Annotated in this window: 19 protein-coding genes and 3 pseudogenes; 10 read left to right on the forward strand and 12 right to left on the reverse strand. The window is 38.4% G+C overall.

Annotation, left to right across the window (positions count from 1 at the left end; genetic code table 11):
• Nucleotides 1–32: 32 nt before the first annotated feature.
• The 3 genes and pseudogenes from miaE (VSAL_RS08940) to miaE (VSAL_RS08950) form a co-directional block, all read right to left on the reverse strand.
• Nucleotides 33–338: pseudogene (gene miaE / locus VSAL_RS08940) on the reverse strand (tRNA isopentenyl-2-thiomethyl-A-37 hydroxylase MiaE); the annotation flags it as partial.
• 33 nt (nucleotides 339–371) lie between these two features.
• Nucleotides 372–1,253, reverse strand: a complete 882-nt coding sequence (locus VSAL_RS08945; protein ID WP_012548944.1) for an IS982-like element ISVsa6 family transposase — start codon at nucleotides 1,251–1,253, stop codon at nucleotides 372–374.
• 89 nt (nucleotides 1,254–1,342) lie between these two features.
• Nucleotides 1,343–1,807 (reverse strand): annotated as a pseudogene (miaE, locus tag VSAL_RS08950) (tRNA isopentenyl-2-thiomethyl-A-37 hydroxylase MiaE); the annotation flags it as partial.
• Between the two features lie 224 nt (nucleotides 1,808–2,031).
• Here miaE (VSAL_RS08950) and VSAL_RS08955 point away from each other — a divergent pair.
• A complete protein-coding gene (locus VSAL_RS08955; protein WP_026025376.1) occupies nucleotides 2,032–2,415 on the forward strand; it encodes a SulA-like leucine-rich domain-containing protein in 384 nt (127 codons plus the stop codon).
• A 3-nt stretch (nucleotides 2,416–2,418) separates the two neighbouring features.
• On the opposite strand, the gene VSAL_RS08960 is transcribed toward VSAL_RS08955, so the two are convergent.
• From VSAL_RS08960 to VSAL_RS08975, 4 genes are all read right to left on the reverse strand, one after another.
• Nucleotides 2,419–2,802, reverse strand: coding sequence for a hypothetical protein (locus tag VSAL_RS08960; RefSeq protein WP_012550311.1), 384 nt, complete (start codon nucleotides 2,800–2,802; stop codon nucleotides 2,419–2,421).
• A 251-nt stretch (nucleotides 2,803–3,053) separates the two neighbouring features.
• Entirely contained in the window at nucleotides 3,054–4,736 is a 1,683-nt protein-coding gene (locus tag VSAL_RS08965; protein ID WP_044583263.1) for a DUF342 domain-containing protein, read from the reverse strand.
• Between the two features lie 79 nt (nucleotides 4,737–4,815).
• On the reverse strand, nucleotides 4,816–5,103 hold the full coding sequence (locus tag VSAL_RS08970; RefSeq protein WP_012550313.1) for a glutaredoxin domain-containing protein: 288 nt from the start codon (nucleotides 5,101–5,103) through the stop codon (nucleotides 4,816–4,818).
• Between the two features lie 67 nt (nucleotides 5,104–5,170).
• Complete coding sequence (locus VSAL_RS08975; RefSeq protein ID WP_012550314.1) at nucleotides 5,171–5,917, reverse strand: DUF2884 family protein; 747 nt, start codon at nucleotides 5,915–5,917, stop codon at nucleotides 5,171–5,173.
• A 192-nt stretch (nucleotides 5,918–6,109) separates the two neighbouring features.
• On the opposite strand from VSAL_RS08975, the gene VSAL_RS08980 reads away from it, so the two are divergent.
• Nucleotides 6,110–7,213, forward strand: a complete 1,104-nt coding sequence (locus VSAL_RS08980; RefSeq protein ID WP_012550315.1) for a phosphoribosylaminoimidazolesuccinocarboxamide synthase — start codon at nucleotides 6,110–6,112, stop codon at nucleotides 7,211–7,213.
• Nucleotides 7,214–7,322: 109 nt separating this feature from the next.
• Here VSAL_RS08980 and VSAL_RS08985 read toward each other — a convergent pair whose 3' ends face one another.
• Nucleotides 7,323–7,796 carry an outer membrane beta-barrel protein gene (locus VSAL_RS08985; RefSeq protein ID WP_023603452.1) on the reverse strand — a complete coding sequence of 158 codons (474 nt, stop codon included), beginning with the start codon at nucleotides 7,794–7,796 and terminating at the stop codon, nucleotides 7,323–7,325.
• 106 nt (nucleotides 7,797–7,902) lie between these two features.
• Nucleotides 7,903–11,742, reverse strand: coding sequence for an ATP-dependent RNA helicase HrpA (gene hrpA, locus VSAL_RS08990; protein WP_044583448.1), 3,840 nt, complete (start codon nucleotides 11,740–11,742; stop codon nucleotides 7,903–7,905).
• A gap of 294 nt (nucleotides 11,743–12,036) precedes the next feature.
• Here hrpA and VSAL_RS08995 point away from each other — a divergent pair, with 294 nt between their 5' ends.
• Entirely contained in the window at nucleotides 12,037–13,104 is a 1,068-nt protein-coding gene (locus VSAL_RS08995) for an OmpA family protein (protein WP_012550318.1), read from the forward strand.
• A complete protein-coding gene (locus tag VSAL_RS09000; RefSeq protein ID WP_044583264.1) occupies nucleotides 13,104–14,702 on the forward strand; it encodes a hypothetical protein in 1,599 nt (532 codons plus the stop codon). The genes VSAL_RS08995 and VSAL_RS09000 overlap by 1 nt, the downstream gene beginning before the upstream one ends.
• Before the next feature lie 19 nt (nucleotides 14,703–14,721).
• Here VSAL_RS09000 and VSAL_RS09005 read toward each other — a convergent pair whose 3' ends face one another.
• Nucleotides 14,722–15,603, reverse strand: a complete 882-nt coding sequence (locus VSAL_RS09005; protein ID WP_012550319.1) for an IS982-like element ISVsa6 family transposase — start codon at nucleotides 15,601–15,603, stop codon at nucleotides 14,722–14,724.
• A 448-nt stretch (nucleotides 15,604–16,051) separates the two neighbouring features.
• Between VSAL_RS09005 and VSAL_RS09010 the strand changes: the two genes are divergently transcribed.
• Together VSAL_RS09010 and VSAL_RS09015 are read left to right on the forward strand one after the other, a co-directional pair.
• On the forward strand, nucleotides 16,052–16,459 hold the full coding sequence (locus tag VSAL_RS09010; protein WP_129546049.1) for a hypothetical protein: 408 nt from the start codon (nucleotides 16,052–16,054) through the stop codon (nucleotides 16,457–16,459).
• Nucleotides 16,460–16,527: 68 nt separating this feature from the next.
• On the forward strand, nucleotides 16,528–16,854 hold the full coding sequence (locus tag VSAL_RS09015; RefSeq protein ID WP_012550320.1) for a TusE/DsrC/DsvC family sulfur relay protein: 327 nt from the start codon (nucleotides 16,528–16,530) through the stop codon (nucleotides 16,852–16,854).
• Nucleotides 16,855–16,872: 18 nt separating this feature from the next.
• Here the strand turns inward: VSAL_RS09015 and yccX are convergent, their stop codons facing one another.
• A complete protein-coding gene (gene yccX, locus VSAL_RS09020) occupies nucleotides 16,873–17,145 on the reverse strand; it encodes an acylphosphatase (protein ID WP_012550321.1) in 273 nt (90 codons plus the stop codon).
• Nucleotides 17,146–17,230: 85 nt separating this feature from the next.
• On the opposite strand from yccX, the pseudogene VSAL_RS24240 reads away from it, so the two are divergent.
• The 4 genes and pseudogenes from VSAL_RS24240 to VSAL_RS09035 form a co-directional block, all read left to right on the forward strand.
• Nucleotides 17,231–17,372, forward strand: a pseudogene (locus VSAL_RS24240) (methyl-accepting chemotaxis protein); the annotation flags it as partial.
• Between the two features lie 201 nt (nucleotides 17,373–17,573).
• Nucleotides 17,574–18,764 (forward strand): IS91-like element ISVsa9 family transposase, encoded by a 1,191-nt coding sequence (locus VSAL_RS09030; protein ID WP_012548943.1) that lies wholly within the window; start codon nucleotides 17,574–17,576, stop codon nucleotides 18,762–18,764.
• 111 nt (nucleotides 18,765–18,875) lie between these two features.
• Nucleotides 18,876–19,073: a hypothetical protein gene (locus tag VSAL_RS23390; RefSeq protein ID WP_231850821.1), complete on the forward strand. Its 198-nt coding sequence runs from the start codon at nucleotides 18,876–18,878 to the stop codon at nucleotides 19,071–19,073.
• Between the two features lie 194 nt (nucleotides 19,074–19,267).
• Nucleotides 19,268–20,458 (forward strand): class I SAM-dependent methyltransferase, encoded by a 1,191-nt coding sequence (locus VSAL_RS09035; RefSeq protein ID WP_012550322.1) that lies wholly within the window; start codon nucleotides 19,268–19,270, stop codon nucleotides 20,456–20,458.
• 85 nt (nucleotides 20,459–20,543) lie between these two features.
• Here VSAL_RS09035 and VSAL_RS24175 read toward each other — a convergent pair whose 3' ends face one another.
• Nucleotides 20,544–25,328: a beta strand repeat-containing protein gene (locus tag VSAL_RS24175; RefSeq protein WP_331386582.1), complete on the reverse strand. Its 4,785-nt coding sequence runs from the start codon at nucleotides 25,326–25,328 to the stop codon at nucleotides 20,544–20,546.
• Between the last annotated feature and the right edge of the window lie 22 nt (nucleotides 25,329–25,350).

The raw sequence follows: 25,350 nt of genomic DNA on the forward strand, positions 1-25,350 counted from the left end.
TTATCTGTTATTTATTAATAACAATAAGATTATTAATTTATTGTTATTGGTTTTCCGCTATGAAATTTAAAATCATGATCTGGTGACTGAATTAAATCGGCTTCAGCTTTTGCGAAAACAGCAACTCTCTTACTGATATCACCCCCTGAAATTTGTTCTGCCAAGGAAAGATAATCTTGATAATGACGAGATTCTGAACGTAATAGTGAAATATAAAATTTAGCCAAATCATCTTCTAAATAAGGAGCCAACTTAGCAAAACGTTCACATGAACGTGCCTCTATAAAAGCACCAATAATAAGCTTGTCGATAAGCGTGTTCGGCTCATGAGTAATAATATTACTTAACCTGAATTCTGGATAAAACATGCTTTAAGCGAGGATTAGTTCAAATTCACATTCTGATAGCTTAATTCGTGGCTTTTGTTTTTTTAAACAATAAGCCACAACGCCTGAAATTACATTTAGCATGAAACCAGTCACGCTACGATGACGGCTATGTTCAATTTGAGAGATATTCTTCAATTGGTCATTTATCGTTTCGATAATGTATCTCTTTGATAACATAGCCTTATCAAAAGCACTTATCTCTTTTGCTTTCATGTTTTTTCGCGAGGTAGTCACTAAATCGACATCAGAGTTCTTTAAGCTCTCACTCAACTTTTTACCTATGTACCCTTTATCAGCGTACAATTTCCCCGAGAGTTCTTTGCATAAATCAGGTACAGGAGTCCTATCATTTACATTGCCAGCTGTGATTTTCAGCGAAATAATTTCTCCAAGATGGTTAATCAATAAATGAAGTTTGAAGCCGAAAAACCATCCCATGGTACCTTTTCCTCTTTTCGCAACACCATCAAAGACTTTATGGCGAGGAATTCGAATGTTATGGCATACTTTAAGACTCGTGGAGTCAACAAAAGCAATGCCAGTCGGCTTACCTTTGATAGATTGAAAATAGGCACACATTGGGGCGATTAGGCTAGGCATTTTGCTCACAAATCGAGTGTAGCTAAGTAAATTTGGAAAGTATCCTTTCCAATATTGATGAACTAACCCGATATAGAAGTTCTTGAAATCTCTATGATTTGATTGATGAAAAGCGATGACAATAGTCATACATTCACTAGTAGACATTACTGACTGACGTTTTCTTTTTCTCTCACTAGCCTCAACAAGGTATTTTTCCCATTGAGATAAGAATTGATAACAAAAATCATCGACATCACAAAATATATCAACTAATTTATTCATCTTGCCCACCTTTTAAAATACGTTCAAATAATTCTTGGTCGAAAGATCTGATCGTTAGGTGGGCAATTAGTTCAGCCTTATCCAGAATTCAGGTTACTTAGCATCCCTTTAGCATAACGACTGGCTGAAATTGCTTCATAGGGGATATTTCGTTCTTCCATTATCTCTAGCACTTGATAAAAATGATGCAATTCTTCTTTTATCAATAACACCATTTTATCAATAAGCTCTTGGCTATAAACTGCATCTGCTCGTGCCGTAATACGTTTTGATATATTACTTTTTCCTTTCAAGCTTTCTAATGATCCTACTTTCTTATAAACGAATTCTTCATAAGGTTTAAACCATTCCAATAACGTGGCTGCACTCTCTTTATCTACTGCGTATTTACGAATTAAATACATCGCACTTTGTGCCGCTTTCAATTCACACAATAAATGATCACGAAGAATAATCGATAAATTCTCTGGCTTCTTCGCTTCATCAATCCATTCATCGGGCGTTTCACAGTGTAGAAATGCATAAATGGGTTCTAGCAATGACGTCTCATACATAATTTAGTTTCTATCAGTTTTAAACTCGTATGTTTTCTATGATACCAAATGAAACACATTCTGTTTGATTAAAAGCCTACCCTGCTTAGCTATTGGCTATTTTCTTTGGCTTAGCTCTACTTTACGAGTGTATAAATCGATTAAAAAATCAAAAATAGCTTGATCGTTAATCAAAATAAAAGTACTGTATAAATACACACTGCATGGATAAGCAGGTAAATATTATGAACGTAACGATGGCATTCACAACTCGCTCAAACTCATACGCACAACATATTGCACAGCGTATTTCTCACATAGCGCAAGAGACTAATGAACAATGCGAGCAGCACTTCATTCAATTACTTAAAAGTTTATCTAAACAGAAGAAATGGATCTTTATTACAGCAAATACGATGATGCCAAGCTGTGATGTGTTATTACAAAATGGGGTTGAGCTAAACAGACTCATCCGCTTAAAGGCTTCAAGTAATTTGACAGAGCAAGAAACAATCAATAAAGCTCAACAATTAGGCACCGCAAGTGCCATTATCTCAAACAATAATTGCTACTACTTTACAGATGAACAATGGTTAACATTAAATCGAAAATTAACAATTTTACATTAACCTTTATTCTTTTTCTTTAAGATGAATGATAAGAAGATCAATACCTTCGCCCTTCTGGGAAATAGTCGTGTGTGTATTTGCAAGGATATAATTGATCTGCTCTTCATCTAAAGAATAAGGAAGCATGACTCTCAAATCAGAAATACCTTCAATTCGAGCTAAACGGATTAACCGAATAATATTCGATTCATCATTTATATGTGTCGAGAGTACGTTTAATGCTTCTAAACGTAATCGTTCTTTTAATGGTGTTTTGTCATGAACAGATGCATTCCAAACTGTTCCGAACGTGGGAATAATACTTTTTAACGCTTGAGAAAAAGTCCATTTTTGATTACTTGAGTCAACGAGAAATGAACCATAATTAAACTCAATAACATTACTCATAATTGCCCTCGATATATTCCAACATCGACCTTCAACATCCTATTGAAAAGCACGATTTTCAAACTAACTATTATAAGTATCCCGAATATTAAGCCTATCGCAAGTAGAAAAGTCGATGCAGTTCACAGTTAGGAATTATCAACTCTTATCGTTATCATAGTGATAACACATGGTTTACACACATACATTTTGGCAACAAAAAAGCCGCTACAATGAGCGACTTTATTATTATTTTTATCGTTAATATTGAATTAACTGTCTATTAAATGGGGATTTTTTGAGATAATCGGATCTATCTTAATTTCATATTCATTAAAATATATTTTGCATGGACTATGTTCACGTTTCGTTGTGACTTGTTCATCTGAGTATTGAATGGTCACTCTTGGGTACACTCGCTCAGTAACTTTAACAACGTTCTCTGCTAATTGCTTTCTTAGCTCTTCTTCTGCTGATTGGAATCGAGTCATTGATTGTGTAATCTCTTTACTTGATTCTTCTTTCATCGTTTTAACACGCATTGTCTGTTCTTCTGTTCTTTCTGATTTAGGGATCTTTGCTAGCTCCATTTCAGCACGAACGACTTTCATTGTGTTTTCTTGCGCTGCTTTATATTTCGCATTTAAATCTGCAATGTTTTCTTTGTACTTATCAAAACGTGTAAATGCTTTTACTAACGTTTCAGTGCCAGCGGTAGCCCCAAGATTCACCGTTGTAATTGTAGAACCTGCATAAATCTCTCCACCAACAATAGAGCCATTACGCCCAGAGCTATCCATTACGGAAACTGCATTTTTACTTTTTATAAAACTCTGAATGGCGTGTAAACCTAACTCAATATCGCCAGACGCTTGTAAATTAGCCGATTGAACAAACTTAGCCGTTATTTTACCACCGGCTTTAACAAAACAAGAGTAGTCCTCACCCGCTTCTACTTGATGACCAATGATCCCTTTCATCGCAATAATATCACCATGAGCTTGCACATCTGCAGATTCAATAAACCCGCCAACGGTAATACTGCCTGTCGCTCTAACAATCATCTCCGGTGCAATATCACCACTGATGATTACGCACCCTTTAAATTTGACATGACCCGTTGAGATATCAACCGCATTTAAACAAAGCGCATTATCAACTTCAGCACCTTCTGCATTTACCCAAGGCATGCCAGAGGTTGTTGCAATTAACAATTCAGGATCTTGTGGAGAAATCCCCGCACCTTTTCCTGCTCGTAATTTGCTGTTTTTTCCTGCCGTCGCATGAATCACTTCACCTTTTACAGTAAAACCATCAATGCCTTTTGTGGGAGGCGTTCGACGGATTAATTCATCACCTTCAACCACCGTGATTGTCTCACCAAGATCGCGCATATCAACTTTATCTTCTTCACCCTCTTTCTCTTGAGGCTGTAAAACTTGTTCACGAAAATCTTCAACCAGTGCAGTAAAAATAGCGTTAGAACCATCAATAGGCTCTTTGCCTTTTGCGACCAATTGAGAAATTCGCTCTCCAGCAGCTAAGTTTCGACCTAGTACTATTATTTTCTTTAAGGCATTTCGACTGATACCGCGAGTCACTTCCATGCTGGTTAATGCCGTTATGATGTCCGTACTTTGTACATCTCGACCACCATAAGCACCAATAACAGACATCGTTGCTTTCATATCGCGCTCTTCTACAGCAAGAAACACTTCGGCATTACGACGTTCTGCAATTTTTCTATTTTGGTGATGAGCAACGATGCCACTTTTAACATCGTTAATGATCGTCATTATGATTTTTTCATCAAAGAAAAAATCCAATGCCCCAATCTCTTCTAAAGAATCTTTAAACCCTTTTAAGGTGGGTTCAGCATCCGGCTGAAAGCTATCAGGAAAACATAACACTACTGTGCCGTCATCCTGTATTAAAGTTAAAAGAGAAGCCCACATATTCATCACTCTTATATATTATATCGTCACAACAAAAAATCTTGTTGTGACTTTATTTCGTATTTAATTGAACGACATTCTACAGTTCAAAATCATCTAAATCCATGTCGGTGTCTTGACGTTCAAAAAGCGCCACTAAATCGTCATGACCACCAACAAATTTACCATCAAGGAAGATCTGAGGCACAGTATTAACTAAAATGCCCTCTTTATCTTGAATCAAGCCAACCATTTCTTCTTTGCTTAAATCAACATCAACGGTTAATACTTTATACTCAATGCCTTTATCGTCCAAAATCGCTTTTGCTTTAACACAAAATGGGCATACTGTTTTAGAGAACATAATATTTTGATAGGTAGTTAACATGTGTTTACTCGTCTTTTTATATAAATAAGGGGCCGTCATTCATCACTATTTATTCGATGAATTAACACTAAATAGAAAACATTGGATACAACTGTAGCTCAGGAACAATTTTATGTAGTTGTTCTTCGTCCATCGCAATGTCTTTTGCAGAATCACATAAATGTTGGGCATCTTTCTTAATATCGACTTTATGTTCTTCCATCTTCATCTTAATTGACGATTGAACATCAACAAATTGTTGCTGTAACTCTGTGAAATTAAGTTCGCCCTTCTGCATTTTATCTGACAAAGAGTTAAACACGCTTGCAAACAATTCTTTGTCTAAGCTCTTAATCATGACTTCAAAATCTTGCTTCCATGACGTATCCACTTCTTTAAAGAAGTCATGCTCTAGCATCATATCTTTGCCACGATAGAATTTTTGTTTTGCAACATCACCGTAATCATTAATTTTCGTTTTAACAGAATCAAATGATCCTTCTGCATTAAATGACGTTTCAATTTCGCTAACAAAATCTTGAGCAGCAAGAATTCCTTTATCTGTAAAATCAACCACTTCTGGAATATAGCCAGACACCTGCTTCTGATATTCTTCGATCGCTTGTTTTTGCTCTGAAGAAAGCGCTAACTTATCACCATTAACAAATACGTTGCCATTGCCATCAATGCGTAATTTATCTTGCGCTTTTTCGACTTTTATTTCTCCTTTAGGAGTTAACAAAACATCGTTTTCAATCGTCACTGGACACATGCTAGCGAAACTGCTGTTTGATACGAATAACATCGCCATTGCTAGTAATTTATTTGATGACATTTTAGCCTCTTTTGAACTATTTTTTCTTAATCAGACAGTGTAACTGATAGCGACTCTATTGCTCAACATCCTTTCGACAATAGAAAAAAACAAACATAAAAAGCAATCGTTTGCTTTTTATACTGGCAGAGATCCAGAGTTCTGGTATGATGCTCTCTGTTTTTACACATAAGTTTATATAGGAATTCTATAATGAGCCTTTCCGAACAAGTACTTGCCGTGAATGATGATTTACCAATCCGTACGGACAAGCCTGTGCATAGCGGTAAAGTCCGTTCAGTTTATTGGTTAACAGAGGAAGATAGCCGTCGTCTTATCAAAGAGAAAGGCTATAACGTGGCACCTGACGCCCCTCTTGCTATTATGGTGATCAGTGACCGCATCTCAGCATTTGATTGTATTTGGCACGGTGAAGGCGGACTTAAAGGGATTCCTGGAAAAGGCGCGGCTCTAAATGCTATCTCGAATCACTGGTTCCAATTATTTAAAGATAATAATTTAGCAGATAGCCATATTTTAGATATTCCTCATCCATTTGTTTGGATTGTTCAAAAAGCAAAACCAGTCATGATTGAAGCGATTTGCCGTCAATACATTACGGGTTCAATGTGGCGCGCTTACACCAATGGTGAACGTGAATTCTGTGGTATTCAGATCCCTGAACGCCTAGAAAAAGACGAAGAACTGGCTGATCTTTTATTAACCCCATCAACAAAAGGCGTTTTAAAAGGCATTGAAGGTGTTTCTGAAGTTGATGATGTAAACATTACGCGTAAGGACATTGAAAACAATTTTAGTGCTTTCAACTTCTCTTCGATTGAAGATATCGCCTTATACGAAAAACTGTTAAAAGAAGGTTTTGCGGTTATCTCTAAAGCCTTAAATGACATTGACCAAATTTTTGTTGATACAAAATTTGAGTTTGGTTATGTTAATGACGCACAAGGCAACGAAAAATTAATTTACATGGATGAAGTTGGTACGCCTGATTCATCACGTATTTGGGATAAAAACGCCTACCGTTCTGGTCATATTATTGAAAATTCAAAAGAAGGTTTCCGTCAGTTCTTGTTGAACCACTTCCCTGAACCTGACATTCTTTTGAATAAGAACCGTATGGATGAGCGCTTTGCGTTAGCAACTGAGAACTCATTGCCACTCGAAGCAATGATGGACTTATCAAAAACATACTTAGATATTGCCGCTAAAATTACTGGTGCACCAATTATGTTAAGTGATAATCCAAAAGCGGAAATAATTAAAGTATTAAAAGAGCAGTATCAACTGGTTGATTAATACCAATAATCGTAACTAACTATTCTATTGATTACTAATAAAAATGGCGACCGCATTGGTCGCCATTTTTGTATCTCTCTATTTCAAATAAAAACAAACAATGTTGTTATTATAGGAAATGAACCGTTAGGTTAAGTGAAGCGAAATCAATGTTTTCGTCACCTACTGTGAAGTTGTTATAACCAGCACCAACAGTGAACATTGGGAAGATATTGTATTCAACACCTAAACCAAAGAATGGATCAACACCATCATCTTTACGGTAACCATCAGCTTCCCAGCTGTGCATGCCTGCTTTACCGTAAACATGTAAAGGACCGAAATCGATACTTGGCTTAATTGCAAAGTTTACAGACGTTACATCTGTTGATTGACTACCGTAATCGTAAGAACCTAGGTTCCAAGCACCCATTTCAACACCGATGAAAGGCAAAATACCAGTACCAACGTGCGCACCGTATACTGTTGAACTTTCGCCTCTGTAATCAGCTGAACCCACTTGTGCACCAGCGTAAATCCAAGAATCAGCAGCCGCTGTTGTAGAAACGCTCGCTAGAACTAACGCTAAAAGTGTCTTTTTCATTTTCAATCCTATTTTCAAAAGGGAGCGGCAATCTTTGCCGCTCTTTTTAATATTAATCATACTAAAGCAAATTGTATGCCGATATTGTTATATATTATTCTATACACTAACAATCAGCAATGGCGTTTTTCACTCGTTTGTCCGAAACAGGGTATGGTGTACCAAGTTGTTGAGCAAAATAACTTACTCTAAGCTCTTCTATCATCCAACGAATGTCTTTTACTTTATCGGGTATTGGCTGCCCTTTCGGGATCTTGTTTAACAATTCTTTGTATTCATTGTTAACACTGTCAACTTTCAATAAATGAGCACGATCTCGAGTTGGATCAATCGGTAACTTCTCCATTCGACGTTCGATCGCTTTCATATAACGATGGATATCCGTCAATCTCTTCCAACCACATTCTGTTGCAAAACCTTTAAAAATCAGGTTTTCAATTTGAGATTTAATATCAGACAACGCAAACGCCATACTTAGATCAACACGACCTTTTAGCTTCTTCTGTATTTGGAAAGCCGTCGTTAAAATCGTTTCGACTAATTTAGCGATCTCCACAACCGTATCGCCCAGTTCCGCTCGAATGTGTTCTTTCATATTATCAAACGCTTCAGGTTCCCAAACAAGGCCACCTTTATCGTCAATTAATTTATCAACGCCACACGCAATACAATCATCAATTAAGTCCAAGACTCGACCATACTGATTGAAGTATAGGCCTAATTTTGACTTGTTTGGCAAGTTGTCACGTAAATATTTAATCGGTGACGGAACATTCAACAAGATCAATCGGCGTTGCCCTGCTTTCATTGCATTATGTTGTTCTTCTTCTGTTTCAAACAACTTAATCCCAACACTGTCTTTACTATCTACAATCGCAGGATACGCCTTAACTTCAAAGCCACCACGTTTCTGAGTATAAAGTGCAGGTAGTTCACCAAAGCTCCACGTTTTTAAACCCGCTTGCTCAATATCGTCATCAGCGACCTGAGATAACGTTTCTTGTACTTTATCTTTTAAGCCATCTTTTAAATCGTAAAGATCACGGCTTTCTTTTAACTTACGGTTATGGTGATCAACCACTCTGTAAGTCACCTTCAAGTGATCAGGGATTTGTTCTAGTTTCCAATCTTCACGCAATACAGCAACACCCGTCATTCTACGCAGCTCTTTTTCAAGGCTGTCGAGTAATGGCATATCAAATGGTGTTATACGTGATAAAAATGCATCAGCATAATTTGGCGCAGGCACAAAGTTACGACGAAGTGTTTTTGGTAACGATTTAATATAAGCAACGATCATTTCATGACGTAAACCGGGGATCTGCCAATCAAACCCTTCGGTCGTCACTTGATTTAAAATCGGTAATGGCACGTGAACCGTGACACCGTCACTATCTTGCCCCGGTTCAAATTGATAGCTTAACTTCAGCTTTAGGTTACCTTGATGCCAGAAATTTGGATAATCAAGATCCGTCACATGACTTGCATCATTGCGGAACAACATCTCTTTTTCAAAATTAAGTAAATCTGGTGTCTCTTTTTGGGCGGTTTTCCACCACGAGTCAAAATGGCGGCCAGAAACCACATCCGTATTTACTCGTTGGTCATAAAATTCGGCAAGCTGATCATCATCAATCAATAGATCGCGACGACGAGATTTATGCTCTAGCTCTTCAACTTCTTGCAACAATTTACGGTTCTGCTTAAAGAACTTATGATTCGTATTCCAATCCCCTTCAACTAACGCTGAGCGAATAAAGATTTCACGACACACTGGCGCATCAATCGTACCGTAGTTAATTTGACGCTTCACGACAATTGGAATGCCGTAAATAGTCACTTTCTCATACGCCATAACTGCGGCAGATTTTTTCGACCAATGTGGCTCGCTGTAACTGCGTTTAATTAAATGTGGTGCTAGAGGTTCAATCCATTCAGGTTGAATTTTTGCAACAATTCGACCCCATAACTTTGAAGTTTCAACTAGCTCTGCCACCATTGCCCATTTAGGCTGCTTTTTAAATAAACCAGATCCTGGGAATATATGGAAGCGTGCATTACGTGCACCTTGGTATTCATTCTTCTCTTGATCTTTTTGACCAATATGAGAAAGCATGCCAGCTAAAATAGCCGTATGAACGCCTTGATACCCTGCAGCCTCTTGATTCACTTTATAATTAAGCTCTTTCATTACTTGAGTTAATTGATAATGCACATCTTGCCATTCACGAATACGTAAATAGTTTAAGTAATCTTTGCGACATTGCTTTCTAAACGAGTTGCTAGATAGCTCTTTCTGTTGCTCTTTTACATACTGCCAAATATTTACAAATGTTAAGAAATCAGAATCTTCATGATTAAAACGTTTGTGCTTTTCATCCGACGCTTGTTTCTTATCACTTGGACGCTCTCGTGGATCTTGAATCGATAGTGCCGCCGCAATGATCATCACTTCTTGCAATGCATTTTGATTCGGCGCTTCAAGTACCATTCGAGCCAAACGTGGATCGATAGGCAAACGCGCCAATTCACGACCAACTTTCGTTAAGCGTTTTTTAGGATCACTTATCTCAGCATTAATCGCACCTAGCTCTTCAAGGAGTTTCACACCATCTTGAATATTTCGATTATCAGGCGCTTCTACAAATGGGAATGCTTGAATGTCGCCTAAACCTAATGCCGTCATTTGTAAAATAACAGAGGCTAAGTTAGTTCGTAAAATTTCAGGATCGGTGAATTCAGGGCGAGCAACAAAGTCTTCCTCTGAATACAGACGAATACACACACCTTCCGACACACGACCACAACGACCTTTACGCTGATTCGCACTGGCTTGAGAGATCGCTTCAATCGGCAAGCGCTGAACTTTAGTTCGATAACTATAGCGACTAATACGCGCCGTACCTGGGTCAATGACATACTTGATACCAGGAACGGTTAACGACGTTTCTGCCACGTTGGTTGCCAATACAATTCGACGACCAGCATGAGACTGGAAAACTCGATTTTGCTCTTGAGAAGACAAACGTGCGTATAGAGGCACAATTTCAGTGTCTCGTAAGTTACGTTTCTCTAACGCTTCTGCGGTATCACGAATATCTCGCTCACCCGTCATAAACAAGAGAATGTCCCCTAGCCCTTCTGCACACAGTTCATCAACTGCATCAAAAATGCCTTCTAATTGATCTCTGTCAGTATCATCTCCGTCTTCAACGATGGGACGGTAACGAGTTTCTACAGGGAAGGTTCGGCCCGATACTTCAATGATAGGTGCATTGTTAAAATGTTTTGAAAAGCGTTCTGGATCAATGGTTGCTGACGTAATGATGATTTTTAAATCTGGGCGTTTTGGCAATAATTCACGTAAATAGCCCATGATAAAATCGATGTTTAAACTACGCTCATGCGCTTCATCGATAATAATCGTATCGTATTGATTTAAATAACGATCACTTTGAATCTCAGCAAGTAAGATACCGTCAGTCATCAATTTAACTTGCGTACGCTCTGATACTTTATCGTTGAATCGAACTTTATAACCAACATGGCTACCAAGCTCTGTTTCCATTTCTTCGGCAATGCGATCCGCAACCGAACGTGCCGCTAAGCGACGTGGCTGAGTGTGACCAATATTACCAAACTTACCACGACCTAATTCCAAACAAATCTTTGGTAACTGAGTGGTTTTACCCGAACCGGTTTCACCGGCAACAATAACTACTTGGTTATTTGCAATCGCTTCAGCAATGTCATCTTTTTTCTGACTGACTGGCAATTGTTCTGGGTACTGGATTGTTGGGCGATCCATTTCGCGGTTATTCGCGATTTGCATTGATTTTGCGATGTCTAATGCGATTTCATCAAACACCGCATTTCTTGCTTCTTCATTTTTAATGCGTGATGCGCCTTGAATGCGTTTGCTTAGGCGGAAACGATCACGGATCATACATTCACTCAGTGCTTTTCTAAGTGCACCTGCTGAGTTTTGATTTGATTGACTCAAAATATATCCTACTGAATCTGGTATTCATTAACTGTAAGGATTCTATCACATTCTTTTTAAGAACAAGATTTTGATTACTTTTATAAAAATGTGATAAATGTCAGAACAAACACAACAAGTCAATTTAATGACACTTACCTGGCAAAATAATGGCGGTACGATGTATATTCCGAAACAAATATACATACTTTGTTACATATAAGGCATATCTAACAATTAACCTAGGCGTAATTAACCATGTCATATCTTCATCTATGGATTACATTCTTATTTATTTCATTCTCTCAATGTTCTTATGCAACAGCAGAATTGCCTACATCAACCCAGTCAAATATCAATACTGAATTTTCTAATTCTACCTTATTGCCCGATAATGGCGATTATTGGTATGTTGGTACCAAATTAGGTTTAAGTGTATACCAATATGGTTGTGAGGAATGGTCAATTGATTGTGATAGAACAGATTTAGGCGGAGGTTTCTTTGTTGGCTATCAAATCAACGAAAGCTGGGGAATTGAGCTAGGTAAGACTTTCTTAGGGGCTGCTAAAGCAGAGTATTTTTCAAGAAAAGTAACAGGAGATATGGAGACAATTGATCTTTTCGGTAAGTATACCTACGGTCTGACTGATCGTTTTGGTTTTTTTGGCAAAGCTGGTCTCGCAAACTGGAACGGGAAAACAAAATCTGATTATGTTGAGACAACTACGTTTGGGCATGATTTATCTGTTGGATTTGGAGCTCAATATGCCCTAAATAAACGTTGGCTTACTCAGCTTGAATATCAATATATAAACAGCATTGGGGATGATACTGTCGGTGAATCTGATTACCACCTTATGAGTATAGGTATCATTTATCGATTTGGTTTTCATGAGCTAAAACAACCTTTCTCATGCCCGATCCCTAATGAACGTCAAATTATTACCGCTTATGTAGATGATGAGCTTTTTGATAGCAACAGCACAACCATCACTAAACCAGAACTACTTGATCCTTTTATTGCTCGACTTCACTATTACTCTGAGTCAACACTTTCTATTATTGGTCATACTGATGCTATCGGTTCCGAGGCTTATAACCAATCATTATCAGAGAAAAGAGCGGAATCAGTGGCTAAATATTTCATAAAATCTGGAATATCAAATAACCGTATATCCACCCAAGGCCGCGGTGAAAAAGACCCCATTGCTCCCAATAATACACAAAATGGTCGTTATTTAAATCGCCGAGTTGAACTACGATCTAATTCATTTCTTTATATCCCTAATAAAAAATTAATTACTCAACATCAAGAGAATAACTAATGAATAAATTATTTATATTATTACTACCTATTTTTCTTTTTGGTTGTAATGACAATGGTTTTCCCACAGATCCCACACATGGTAATTTACCCCCTGAAATAAAAAGCATATCAATTCAAGGAGATACACTTTCAGAAGCGATCATCAAAGTTCAATACGAGTATGTTGATAATGAAAACGATCCTGAAGGCTATAGCAAAATTAATTGGACGATTGATGGTAAAGATACCGGAATCTCAACGATCAATTTTCCTATTCCTTTAGAGAATAAGGGTATAGAAGTCACCGCATGCGTAATACCTATCGCTAAATCAGGGACGTTAAAAGGAAATGAAGCATGTTCACAGCCAAAATTACTCAGTAATAACACTGCACCAATCATAAATGACTTAATCATTAATTCTAACTACCCTATGCCGGGCAATACAGTAACCGCGGAGTTCAGTTTCTTTGATAGTGATGGCGACATCGAAGGAGATAATGAAATTCTGTGGCTTTCTGATGGAAACCAAATTCATGGAGAAACATCTAAATATCTCACTCTTACTAATAATGAATCAGAAACATTACTAACACTTTGTGTAACTCCTATCGCACAAACAGGTATCTTAAAAGGTAATCAAAAATGTACATCATTACCTGTACACGATTTAAATACACCACCTGAGATAAAAAACGTACAAATCCATAGTTATCTTCCGGATTCCATTGATCCTGATGAGCATATAGAATTAAGTGAATTACACCCTCATTTAAAAGCCTTAATTACTGGTGAATATGTTGATGCAGAATCAGATCCGGCCTCAATTCATACTTTTCGTTGGGAAATGAATGGAAAAAGCATAATAGGTGAAGATAAAGCATATTATGAAATTAAAGAAGTTGATGCGAATAAAATCATCACCGGTTGTATTACCCCTTATGCGAAAACAGGTATTAAACAAGGTATTGAAATATGTACGGAAACACCTATCGGTAAAATTCTTATGCTTGTTGACGGTCCGCAAGCCGTAGTTAAAATTACAGGTGTTCCATATACTGGAAATACCATTTCAGCCGAATATTCATATGACGCTAATGGAGGTTCAGCTGATAAGTACTCCCAATTTGGTTGGGCGCTTGAAAAAGATGGAATCACAACTTATAAAAAATGCTCTATTGGTGCACACTCACCTTGTACTATCACCGTAGAAGAGGATATGTTAGGCGGTAAGTTAGAGTCTTGTGTTCTTCCTATCAATGGAAAATACATGCCTGGCACTCCTAATTGTGCTCATGTTTATGGTACTGGGATCACTTTATCTGGGACTTTAGAACTTCGAAAATCCCTGCATGCCACTCTGTTCGGTTTCGATAAATTATCAACGCCAGGAAATACTGTATGGAAGATGGATATTGATGATCCCAACGGGCCGAGTTCAGATTTAAATCGAACCGTAATCACAAATAATACGTTAGATTTAAGAATAGGTAATATTAATGCTATTTTAGCAAATCCCGAATATAAGGATTCTAATAACAACAATATACTCGATGATCGAGACATTGAAAGCACACCAACCATTAGCTATATAAGTTCAGCTAACTATATAACCTGAATTCTGGATAAAACATGCTTTAAGCGAGGATTAGTTCAAATTCACATTCTGATAGCTTAATTCGTGGCTTTTGTTTTTTTAAACAATAAGCCACAACGCCTGAAATTACATTTAGCATGAAACCAGTCACGCTACGATGACGGCTATGTTCAATTTGAGAGATATTCTTCAATTGGTCATTTATCGTTTCGATAATGTATCTCTTTGATAACATAGCCTTATCAAAAGCACTTATCTCTTTTGCTTTCATGTTTTTTCGCGAGGTAGTCACTAAATCGACATCAGAGTTCTTTAAGCTCTCACTCAACTTTTTACCTATGTACCCTTTATCAGCGTACAATTTCCCCGAGAGTTCTTTGCATAAATCAGGTACAGGAGTCCTATCATTTACATTGCCAGCTGTGATTTTCAGCGAAATAATTTCTCCAAGATGGTTAATCAATAAATGAAGTTTGAAGCCGAAAAACCATCCCATGGTACCTTTTCCTCTTTTCGCAACACCATCAAAGACTTTATGGCGAGGAATTCGAATGTTATAGCATACTTTAAGACTCGTGGAGTCAACAAAAGCAATGCCAGTCGGCTTACCTTTGATAGATTGAAAATAGGCACACATTGGGGCGATTAGGCTAGGCATTTTGCTCACAAATCGAGTGTAGCTAAGTAAATTTGGAAAGTATCCTTTCCAATATTGATGAACTAACCCGATATAGAAGTTCTTGAAATCTCTATGATTTGATTGATGAAAAGCGATGACAATAGTCATACATTCACTAGTAGACATTACTGACTGACGTTTTCTTTTTCTCTCACTAGCCTCAACAAGGTATTTTTCCCATTGAGATAAGAATTGATAACAAAAATCATCGACATCACAAAATATATCAACTAATTTATTCATCTTGCCCACCTTTTAAAATACGTTCAAATAATTCTTGGTCGAAAGATCTGATCGTTAGGTGGGCAATTAGTTCAGCCTTATCCAGAATTCAGGTTATATAGGAAAAGATGTAGAATTCTGTGTATCAGGTGCACAAGATAATTTAGGTAATAACTATCCCGAACTTTGCGTCACTGCATCAGTTACTCAAGGGTTAAATAATAAAGTTTGCATTAATAATTCATTATGTGTAACTGGAGGTATTTATTTTGGAACTACTATCGTTGAACGAGGTATCGAACCGGTTGCTGAAATAAAATTGATAAATTCAAATGACGGTTCACACAACGTACCAATAACCAATCCCGTAATTTTTCATCGCCCCCTTACCATACAAGAATTTGAATTAGCGAATGAAATAGGGCTAGGTGATATTACACCCATAGCGAGTGGGGTTTTCATCAATCAGATGGGATTGGATTGGGCCCTACAACAGCATAGCAATCCAGGGAGTAACTCTGAGCCTATTGACTATTGTTTACATTTGAAAAGTAAAACTGGGCAAACTAACTGGTCACTTCCTGTTGCATCGAATCAATATCGTACAGATAGTCATAGCTCTGACGGAAATATGGCTTTAACTGGTGATTATCAAAATATGGAAAATCTCGGATTCTCTCTCTTTTATATGACTAGTTTTTCATCTCCAACATGGGGTTGGCCCTTCCAAACTGGGTCAGATATGACAAATTACAATACAGCGACACTACGTGAAACTGATAAGCATTATTATGCAAACCTAAGACAAGAAATTTACAGCAGTTTTGCACGTACCGATAGGCCTCGCTTTACCACCTGTATCACACCTCAATATTAATCTGTTACTGCCGCTATTTTTTTGATAAAATTAGTGGCGGTATTCTATTTTTAAATAAGATAAGTTGTATGGAATTTAACGGTAAGCACATTGAACGCGATGCTCAAGGGTATTTAATGAATCACACTGATTGGAGTGAAGAGTTAGTGCCATTTCTCGCACAGGAAGAAAACATTGAACTGACTGATGCACATTTGGAAGTCGTTCGCTTTGTTCGTGCATTTTATGAAGAATTCAAAACTTCACCCGCGGTTCGCATGCTTGTTAAAGCAATGGAAAAAGAACACGGCCCAGAAAAAGGCAACAGTAAGTATTTATTCCAGTTATTCAAATTAGGTCCGGCGAAGCAAGCAACAAAACTGGCTGGCTTACCAAAGCCTGCGAAATGCTTATAACAATAAATTCAGGCACGATTAGTACATTTTGAAATCGCTTAATTCTTGCCATTCTACAGCAGCTTTCTCGATTGAATCCACTCTTGAAAGCTGAGATCCTTTTTTTAGCCATATAGCTAGTTTCTCAATATTGTCTTCGTCACCGCAGGCAAGTACGTCAACAGAACCATCTTGTTGATTACGTGCATAGCCCGTTAATCCTAACTTTATTGCCTCATGTGCAGTATGAAAGCGAAAGCCAACCCCTTGTACCTTTCCCTTCACTGAAAATTTAAACGATTTTTGTGACATAGTTCACCTATAAATGCTGATTATAATAAGAAATTCTTAATCATAAGATATTATGCGCGCTTACCTCATATTATACGGACTTATTATGAAAGAAAGTGCATTCCGTTGGATAGACCAATATCTTATTCACTTAAAAATCCAAGAAAAATTCTATCTCCTTTTCTTTTTACCTCTTTTGGCTCTTATCAGTTTAGCTTTTATTATGAATTCGGCAGCGAATACCATGATGGCCGAAACTCTTGAGCACGAAGTCCAATTCGTTGCCTCTGTGTTAGATCAACAAAACATATCTCGCGAAGAAGCGGTGACTTTATTATCTCAATCTGCTGAATTTACCGTTAGTACTGGTGAACAATAGGCGCCTACGGCGCAAATCAAAAGGACTCAACCTCTTCCATTGTTGCCAATAAATCGTTTATCCTATCGCCATGCACGCATATAAACCCCTGAAACAATTATTTAATAGTCAAAATAACTGGCTTAAATTTCTTCATAATAACAAAGCTAACCTAAGAGCGGTCGTGATTGAAAATGTCACAAAGATGCTGTCCTGTGGGACAGCGGCTTTTGGCTCTCGCGAATATCATTGTTGCAACCCTGACTGTACCCATATCAAATATATTCACCAAACCTGTAAATCTCGAGCGTGCAGTAGCTGTGGCATGAAAGCCACAGAGCGATGGATACAAAAGCAACAACATGTCTTCCCTGAATGCGAATATCAACACATCACCTTTACCCTTCCAAACACGCTATGGCCTATCTTTCGTCATAACCGTTTGTTAAATAAATTATTCAAATGTGCTGCAAACATTCTGCTGGGATGGGCAAAAGATAAAGGAATAGATGTCGGTATCTTTTGTGCTCTTCATACTTACGGTCGAAAACTGAATTGGAATACGCACTTACATTTATCGGTCACTCGTGGGGGAATTTGTGAACGTACCGGTTTATGGAAACCCATTTACTTCCAAATGAAAACGACAGAGCCTTGTTGGAGAGCGGCTATCGTCAGTTTATTGGGTAAGGCTTATGATGAGCTTGATTTATCAAGCGAAGAATGCCCCTATATCCGTAATAAAACGGATTGGTCACGCTTTTTAAGCAGTCAATATAATCGTCGTTGGAAGCTTCATTTTGCTAAAAAGACAAATAATGTAAAACCGACGATGAACTATCTTGGTCGGTATTTAAAACGGCCCCCGATTTCAGCGTCACGTTTAAGTCATTACGCCAAAGGCGGAATGATAACGTTTAATTATTTAGACCATCGAACAGGAACAACAGACAGCCTAACATTATCACCAGAAGAGATGATAAGACGGATAGTAGAGCACTATCCTGATAAACATTTCAAGATGATCCGATACTACGGTTTTTTATCAATGCGTCGTCGTGGAGAAGCTCTGCCTAGAGTTTATGCAGCTTTAGGTATGACAATAGAAGCTGAGCCGAAAATGCCAGGGTATGCCGCAATGTTAAAAGGATATGTAAAAGTAGATCCGTACGAATGTATTTTATGTGAAAGTCGTCTGGTGTTTACGAATTTCCGAGTCGGAAATTCGGTCAATGATTTAGTCACCCATGCGATAGTTCAGTCAGAATTGAGGGCAGCATAATAAGGTTTGTAGGATAAGTGTATCTAAAACTCATGAAATAGGGCTAAAACAGTTATAAAATCCCCGATAATTATATTTTCGATACCTTTTAAAAAAACAGCGATGGTGAAATTGGCTTTTTTAGACGGGCCAATGCTAACTCAGCAACATTCAAATTCCTTACCTTCAAGTATCGCAGCGACCGTTGAAGACGTTCGAACCCAATCAACTCAAGTTCATCAAATGATCAAGAATTCAGAATCCAACATCGAACAATTACGTTTAAAAGGACAAGATTTAGAATTACTTCTAAATGGACTAAAAGCCTAAACCTAATCGATTCTTACCTTTCAATAGCCTTAATATCATGCAGTAATAATTTATTTTATTACTGCATTCTTTTTATGGCCTCTTCGTCCTATTCCTTTCTCTTTCGCATTATTATCTTCTTCATTCTTTCTTATTTGCTTTTCCTTGTGACTTCAAAGAGAATAGCCCCCTAATTAACTCATCAGAGCATCAATATGACTGTTTCAATTTACCTTGTAAAAGGACGTGACAAAGCATTACGTCGTCGTCACCCTTGGATTTTCTCTCGCGGCATTGAAAAAATGGACGGCAAACCACAGCTTGGTGAAACAGTAGAAATCTATTCAAACAGCGGTGAGTGGCTTGCTCGTGGTGCTTTTTCTCCTCAATCTCAAATCCGTGCCCGTGTTTGGACTTTTGACAAAAATGAAGCAATTGATAAAGATTTCTTTGTTCGCAAACTAAACCAAGCACAAGGTTTACGCGATATTCTTGCTGAGCGTGAAGGGTTAACCGGTTATCGTTTAATCGCGGCTGAATCAGATGGCCTACCAGGTATTACGATTGACCGTTACCAAAACTATTTTGTTTGCCAATTATTAAGTGCTGGCGCAGAAGCAAATAAAGACCAATTAGTTGAAGCCTTAATTGAATGTTACCCAGACTGTAATATTTACGAGCGTTCTGACGTTTCTGTTCGTAAAAAAGAAGGTCTAAAACAACGCACTGGCGTTCTTCACGGTGAAGAGCCACCTGAATCTGTCATCATTGAAGAGAATGGCGTAAAAATTAGCGTTGATATCGTTAATGGTCATAAAACAGGCTTCTATCTTGATCAGCGTGATAGCCGTGAGCGTTCGTGCAAATACGTAAAAGATAAATCAGTACTGAACTGTTTCTCTTATACTGGTGGTTTTGGTCTATACGCCCTAAAAGGTGGAGCAAAACACGTTATCAATGCTGATGTATCTCAACTGGCATTAGACAACGCGAAAAACAATACTGAAATTAATGGATTTGACTTATCTAAAGCGGAATTTTTAAACGCTGATGTGTTTAAATTGCTTCGTGAATACCGTGATAACGGCACTAAGTTTGATGTTGTTATTATGGATCCACCAAAATTTGCTGAATCTAAAAATCAGTTAGTTGGTGCATGTCGTGGTTATAAAGACATCAACATGCTTGCGATGCAAATTTTGAACCCAGGCGGCACGCTATTAACGTACTCTTGCTCTGGTTTAATGGACACAGGTTTGTTCCAAAAAATTGTTGCTGATGCGGCTCTTGATGCAAAACGTACGGTTCAATTTATTGAACGTTTTGAACAAGCAGCGGATCACCCACTTGATTCTGCTTACCCTGAAGGTTTCTACCTAAAAGGTTTTGCTTGTCGCGTTATATAAGCAATTAGCTTAAACCGGACATATAAAACGAAATAAAAAAGGCGAGAAGGTTAACCCCTCTCGCCTTTTCTATTTACACGGTAACTTAATCGACTTTAAACGCGTTAAAATCATCAAACAATTTAGTTAAGATCGCATCATCAGACAAACCTTGCCCTGTGATACCTAAGGCATCACTGTCAATACCACTTAATGTTATGTCAGTTTGCTTCCCTGCATTATCGGTCACGGTTACTGTGGTAGATGATGCCACATCATCTATATCTACATTGATATAATTTAATAAATCCATCATATCATTCGTATCAACACCGGTACCTGACAATAGTTCTGCGATATCTAATGTATCTTCATTTAACGTGAAATCACTGATATTGCTTTGAGATGGCGTTATTGTATCTCCCGCGTTTTCTTCTGCAAAATAGAACATATCATCACCAGCTCCCCCCGTTAATATGTCATTCTGACCAGAGGCATATAATGTATTATTACTTTCATTACCATAGCTATCAGAGACAACGAGATGGCCTGAATTAGTTAATGAATTTAGTTTTTCTGCGTCTGTCATTCCTGCGGTTGGTTCGCCAGCTAGCTCATCAACAGTAACACCGTCAATAATAATGGTTTGAACCGTACTTCCTGCTTCATTAATATAAATTTCAGTGCTTCCATCAACTTCTGTGATTTGAATTTGAGACGCTAACGTTGCCGTATCCCAAACCGTTGTAATATTAGCAATATCACTTAAATCAATTCGGTCACTATCTACATCAAAGTCTTTAATGACATCTCGAGCAAGATCGCCACCAATAGACGCATTTGTCCATGTAAAAATATCTGCACCACCCACATCAGATAAATCTAATGGGTTACCAAATAGAAGCTCATCATTTGTGGTTCCGGTTAGGATATCTGAACCAAACACACCTTGAACAATATTCGCTCCAGTAACCGTCACGACAACCGTTTCGGATTTCACTCCACCTTTTCCATCACTAACTTCTACCGTAAACGAATCAGTATCTGTTGCATCGGCCGCAAGAGCTAAGGTGCTATTTTCAAGTAATATGTATGTCCATAATCCAGTGGTTGCGTTGATAGTTAACGAACCATAAGTCCCATTCGCTGCTGACGTTAATTGCCATGATAAATTATCATTTTCAGCATCTGTTGCACTCAGTTGGCCACTAACCGCTTCGACATGCCCCTCTTTAACATCGGCGGTGGTTACCCCAGAGATCACTGGCGCATCATTTTCACCCGTGATATTAATCGTGATGACTTGCTGAGTCGTATTTCCCGTTTGATCTTTTATATCAATCGTAAAGGTCTCTTGAGCTCCCAATGCTCCGAGATCTTGAGCTAACGTATCATTGAGTTCATAGGTCCATTGCCCTGTTACTGCATCAATATTGAATATGCCATAAGATGGTGCAGTACCGCTTGCTACACTGTAATCGACAGTATCACCTTCAGGATCAACATAGGTGATCACGCCGCTAGTCGTTAAGGTTCCACCTTCTTCAACCGTTCCTTCTGTCACTTGCGTTACAGAGGCATCAATAATTGGCTGGTCGTCATGCCCTGTTACGCTAATGGTAATCTCTTGAGTAACCGTCCCACCGTTTCCGTCACTAACTTCAATAGTAAAAACTTCGGTTGCAATCGTATCACCAAGAACTTGCGCTTTATCATTATCAAGTTCATAGGTCCATTCACCAGTTACATTAACGGTTAACGCGCCATAAAACCCTTCAACATCCCCAGGGGTTGTGCTTGTGTTCGGCCCTGAGATGACAGTATAACCAAACGTCGTATCCTCTAAATCAACATCTGAAACGTCAAGTTGACCAACGGCGGAGGCGGTTCCATCTTCTTCTACGCTTCCAATAAGAACACTACTCGCATTAATCGTTGGCGCATCGTTTTCACCGGTGATATTAATCGTAATCACTTGCTGAACGATACTTCCCGTTTGGTCTTTAATCTCTATGGTAAATGTTTCTTGCGCACCCGATACACCGATATCTTGAGCTAATCCATCATCAAGTTCGTAATTCCATTGTCCCGTGGCCGCATCAATAGTGAACGTCCCATAAGATGACGTAGTGCCACTAACGACACTGTAGTCTATGGTGTCACCTTCTGGATCGATATAAGCAATCTCACCATTCGCAATTAAGGTACCGCCTTCAACTACGGTACCATCAGTGACTTGTGTTACCGATGTATCAATAATTGGCTGATCGTCGTGTCCTGTTACACTAATCGTAATATCTTGAGTAACCGTTCCACCCTTACCATCACTAACTTCAACGGTGAATACTTCCGTTACAATCGTATCACCAAGAACTTGTGCTTTAGCATTATCAAGTTCATAGGTCCACTGACCATTTATATCAACGGTTAATGCACCATAAAGCCCTTCGACATCACCCGGTGTTGTGCTTGTGTTTGGCCCTGAAATTACGTTATAGCTAAAAGTCGTATCCGATAAATCCACATCCGAAACATCCAGTTGACCAATGGCTGATGCCGTTCCGTCTTCTTCAACATTTCCGATAAGAACACTAGTTACATCAATGGTTGGATCATCATTGACACCCGCAATATCAATGGTGATCACTTGTTGAATTATGCCACCAGTTTGATCTGTCATTTCTATCGTAAAGGTTTCTTGAGCGCCTGATGCACTCAGTTCTTGAGCTAGAGTATCATTTAACGTATACGTCCACTGACCCGTTGCAGAATCGACACTGAATGAACCATAAGACGGCGTTGATCCATTTACAACGTTGTACTCTATCGTATCGCCTTCGGGATCAATGTAAGCTATTTGTCCTTCCGCAATCAGGACTCCATCTTCAGCAACATTTCCGGTTACAACTTGTGTTACGTTGGTGTCAATAATAGGATCATCATCAGTACCGGTGATATTCACCGTAACCTCTTGTGTGATGACCCCACCGTTACCATCATCAATTTGAATAGTGAACGTTTCTGTAATGGTTTCATCACCAATATCTTGTGCTTTCTCGTTATCAAGCAAATAGGTCCATTTACCAAACTCATCAACAGTAACGACGCCATAGGCATCTGTTGGAGAAGTAATCACATCAAACGCAAACGTTGTATCATTAATATCGATATCGGAAATATCTAGCTGGCCTGATTCTGTTAATACACCGTCTTCTGCAACATCAACAGAAAGAATACTTGTATTAATTACTTCAGGATCATCATTAGTACCATTCACTGTAAAGGTAATGTCTTGTGTACTGCTTAAGCCATGTTCATCAGTCACTTTTACGGTATACGTCAACTCTACTGTTTCACCGACACCAAGTTGTTGAATTTCTAGTGCAGAGTTATCAATGACTAATTTGTAGTCACCATTTGGTTCAAAAGTCAGTGTACCAAGTGCATCCGCATTTACTACTTCCCAGTCATGCGTGTCTGCCGTATCTGGATCTCCATCATCCCAATTACCGGTAACTTCAATGGTATCCGTTCCACTTACACCACTGTCTTCAGTTAGCTCTGGGGGGACGGTAACGACTAGGCTTGGTGCATCATTTTCACCATTAATGGTTATGGTTATCGTCATGTCAGTAGAAGCGCCGAATTCATCGGTTGCTGTAATCGTTACTGTATCCGTTAATGTCTCGCCTTTTGATAAACTATTTACTGTAGGATCATTACCATCAACTGTGTAGGTCCATTTACCCGTAGCTTCATCAACACTGACTACACCATAACTCCCTTGTACGCCCGGACTAACGGTAATACTATCCCCAATATCAGTTACATTGGTTACAAAGTTACCTGATGCAGTACTGCCATCAGTTTCTTTAACGACACCAGTGTCCATCCCTGAAATCTGTGGAATATCATTGGTACCGGTGATATTGACCGTTACCTCTTGTGCTGTTGTGGCTCCATGGACATCAACGGCAAATACGGTAAAGACTTCAGAAACAACCTCACCTTCTTTTAATCCTTGAATATGAGCAGCATCATTATCTAAAGTGTAAGTCCATACGCCATTTTCATCAATGGTAAACGTACCGTATGTACCCGTTAATGTTTTTGCATCAAAGGTTACCGTATCACCATTTGGATCAGTTGCTATTAACGCATTAGAATCGCTCGTCTTATCATCTTCTTTGAGTTCCATGATGATTTGATCGTTTTGGGTAATTTCTGGTGGCAAGTTGGAGCCATCAATAGTAACTGTCACGGTTTCTGTTGAGGTTGCACCATAAAGATCCGTAACCGTCACTTCAAAAGTGTCTGATAATGTCTCACCAACACCAAGGAATTTAACTGCATCTAGCGAGGTGTTTAACTTATATGTCCATCGCCCAGTATTTTCATTAAGAACTAATTCACCATATGTCCCTGCTTCTGTATTACCAAGATCGACAGTCCCTCCATTATCAGTAATTGACCATGCATGAAAATCACCGGCATCAACGTCGCCATCATTTAAGTTACCTGAAATTTGGCTATCAGAATCTGTGTTTGAAATACTACCAGTTAATGATCCTGAAATATCAGGAGCATCATTTGTGCCTGTAACATCAACTTTGAAGATCATCATCACGGGATTGCCGTGCTCATCAACAACCGTTTTACCGAATTTATCAACAACCGTAACACTGAAAGTATCAGTGACTAATTCACCTTGATTTAATTGTTGTACTTCTAAGGCATCGTTATCAAGTACATAAGTCCAATTACCATCATTATCTAAAACCAGTGTGCCATATGTACCATCGCCAGAAACTAGATTCCAAGTAAGGTCAGGAGTTAGGCCACCAACATCATTTAATTTACCGGTTTGCTCTAATGGAGTGGTATCCTCCATGAAATCTATTTCTTCAATAATT

Source organism: Aliivibrio salmonicida LFI1238 (assembly GCF_000196495.1).
GTDB lineage: Bacteria > Pseudomonadota > Gammaproteobacteria > Enterobacterales > Vibrionaceae > Aliivibrio > Aliivibrio salmonicida.

Bases quoted from the DNA above. Each gene is read 5' to 3' on its own strand.
- VSAL_RS09030 (WP_012548943.1), top strand. From the start codon at position 17,574: ATGCACGCATATAAACCCCTGAAACAATTATTTAATAGTCAAAATAAC.
- VSAL_RS08955 (WP_026025376.1), top strand. From the start codon at position 2,032: ATGAACGTAACGATGGCATTCACAACTCGCTCAAACTCATACGCACAA.
- VSAL_RS08965 (WP_044583263.1), bottom strand. From the start codon at position 4,736: ATGTGGGCTTCTCTTTTAACTTTAATACAGGATGACGGCACAGTAGTG.
- VSAL_RS09035 (WP_012550322.1), top strand. From the start codon at position 19,268: ATGACTGTTTCAATTTACCTTGTAAAAGGACGTGACAAAGCATTACGT.
- VSAL_RS24175 (WP_331386582.1), bottom strand. From the start codon at position 25,328: ATGGAGGATACCACTCCATTAGAGCAAACCGGTAAATTAAATGATGTT.
- VSAL_RS08985 (WP_023603452.1), bottom strand. From the start codon at position 7,796: ATGAAAAAGACACTTTTAGCGTTAGTTCTAGCGAGCGTTTCTACAACA.
- VSAL_RS08945 (WP_012548944.1), bottom strand. From the start codon at position 1,253: ATGAATAAATTAGTTGATATATTTTGTGATGTCGATGATTTTTGTTAT.
- VSAL_RS08980 (WP_012550315.1), top strand. From the start codon at position 6,110: ATGAGCCTTTCCGAACAAGTACTTGCCGTGAATGATGATTTACCAATC.
- VSAL_RS09010 (WP_129546049.1), top strand. From the start codon at position 16,052: ATGGGATTGGATTGGGCCCTACAACAGCATAGCAATCCAGGGAGTAAC.
- yccX (WP_012550321.1), bottom strand. From the start codon at position 17,145: ATGTCACAAAAATCGTTTAAATTTTCAGTGAAGGGAAAGGTACAAGGG.
- VSAL_RS09000 (WP_044583264.1), top strand. From the start codon at position 13,104: ATGAATAAATTATTTATATTATTACTACCTATTTTTCTTTTTGGTTGT.
- VSAL_RS08975 (WP_012550314.1), bottom strand. From the start codon at position 5,917: ATGTCATCAAATAAATTACTAGCAATGGCGATGTTATTCGTATCAAAC.
- hrpA (WP_044583448.1), bottom strand. From the start codon at position 11,742: ATGATCCGTGATCGTTTCCGCCTAAGCAAACGCATTCAAGGCGCATCA.
- VSAL_RS09015 (WP_012550320.1), top strand. From the start codon at position 16,528: ATGGAATTTAACGGTAAGCACATTGAACGCGATGCTCAAGGGTATTTA.
- VSAL_RS08960 (WP_012550311.1), bottom strand. From the start codon at position 2,802: ATGAGTAATGTTATTGAGTTTAATTATGGTTCATTTCTCGTTGACTCA.
- VSAL_RS08970 (WP_012550313.1), bottom strand. From the start codon at position 5,103: ATGTTAACTACCTATCAAAATATTATGTTCTCTAAAACAGTATGCCCA.
- VSAL_RS08995 (WP_012550318.1), top strand. From the start codon at position 12,037: ATGTCATATCTTCATCTATGGATTACATTCTTATTTATTTCATTCTCT.
- VSAL_RS09005 (WP_012550319.1), bottom strand. From the start codon at position 15,603: ATGAATAAATTAGTTGATATATTTTGTGATGTCGATGATTTTTGTTAT.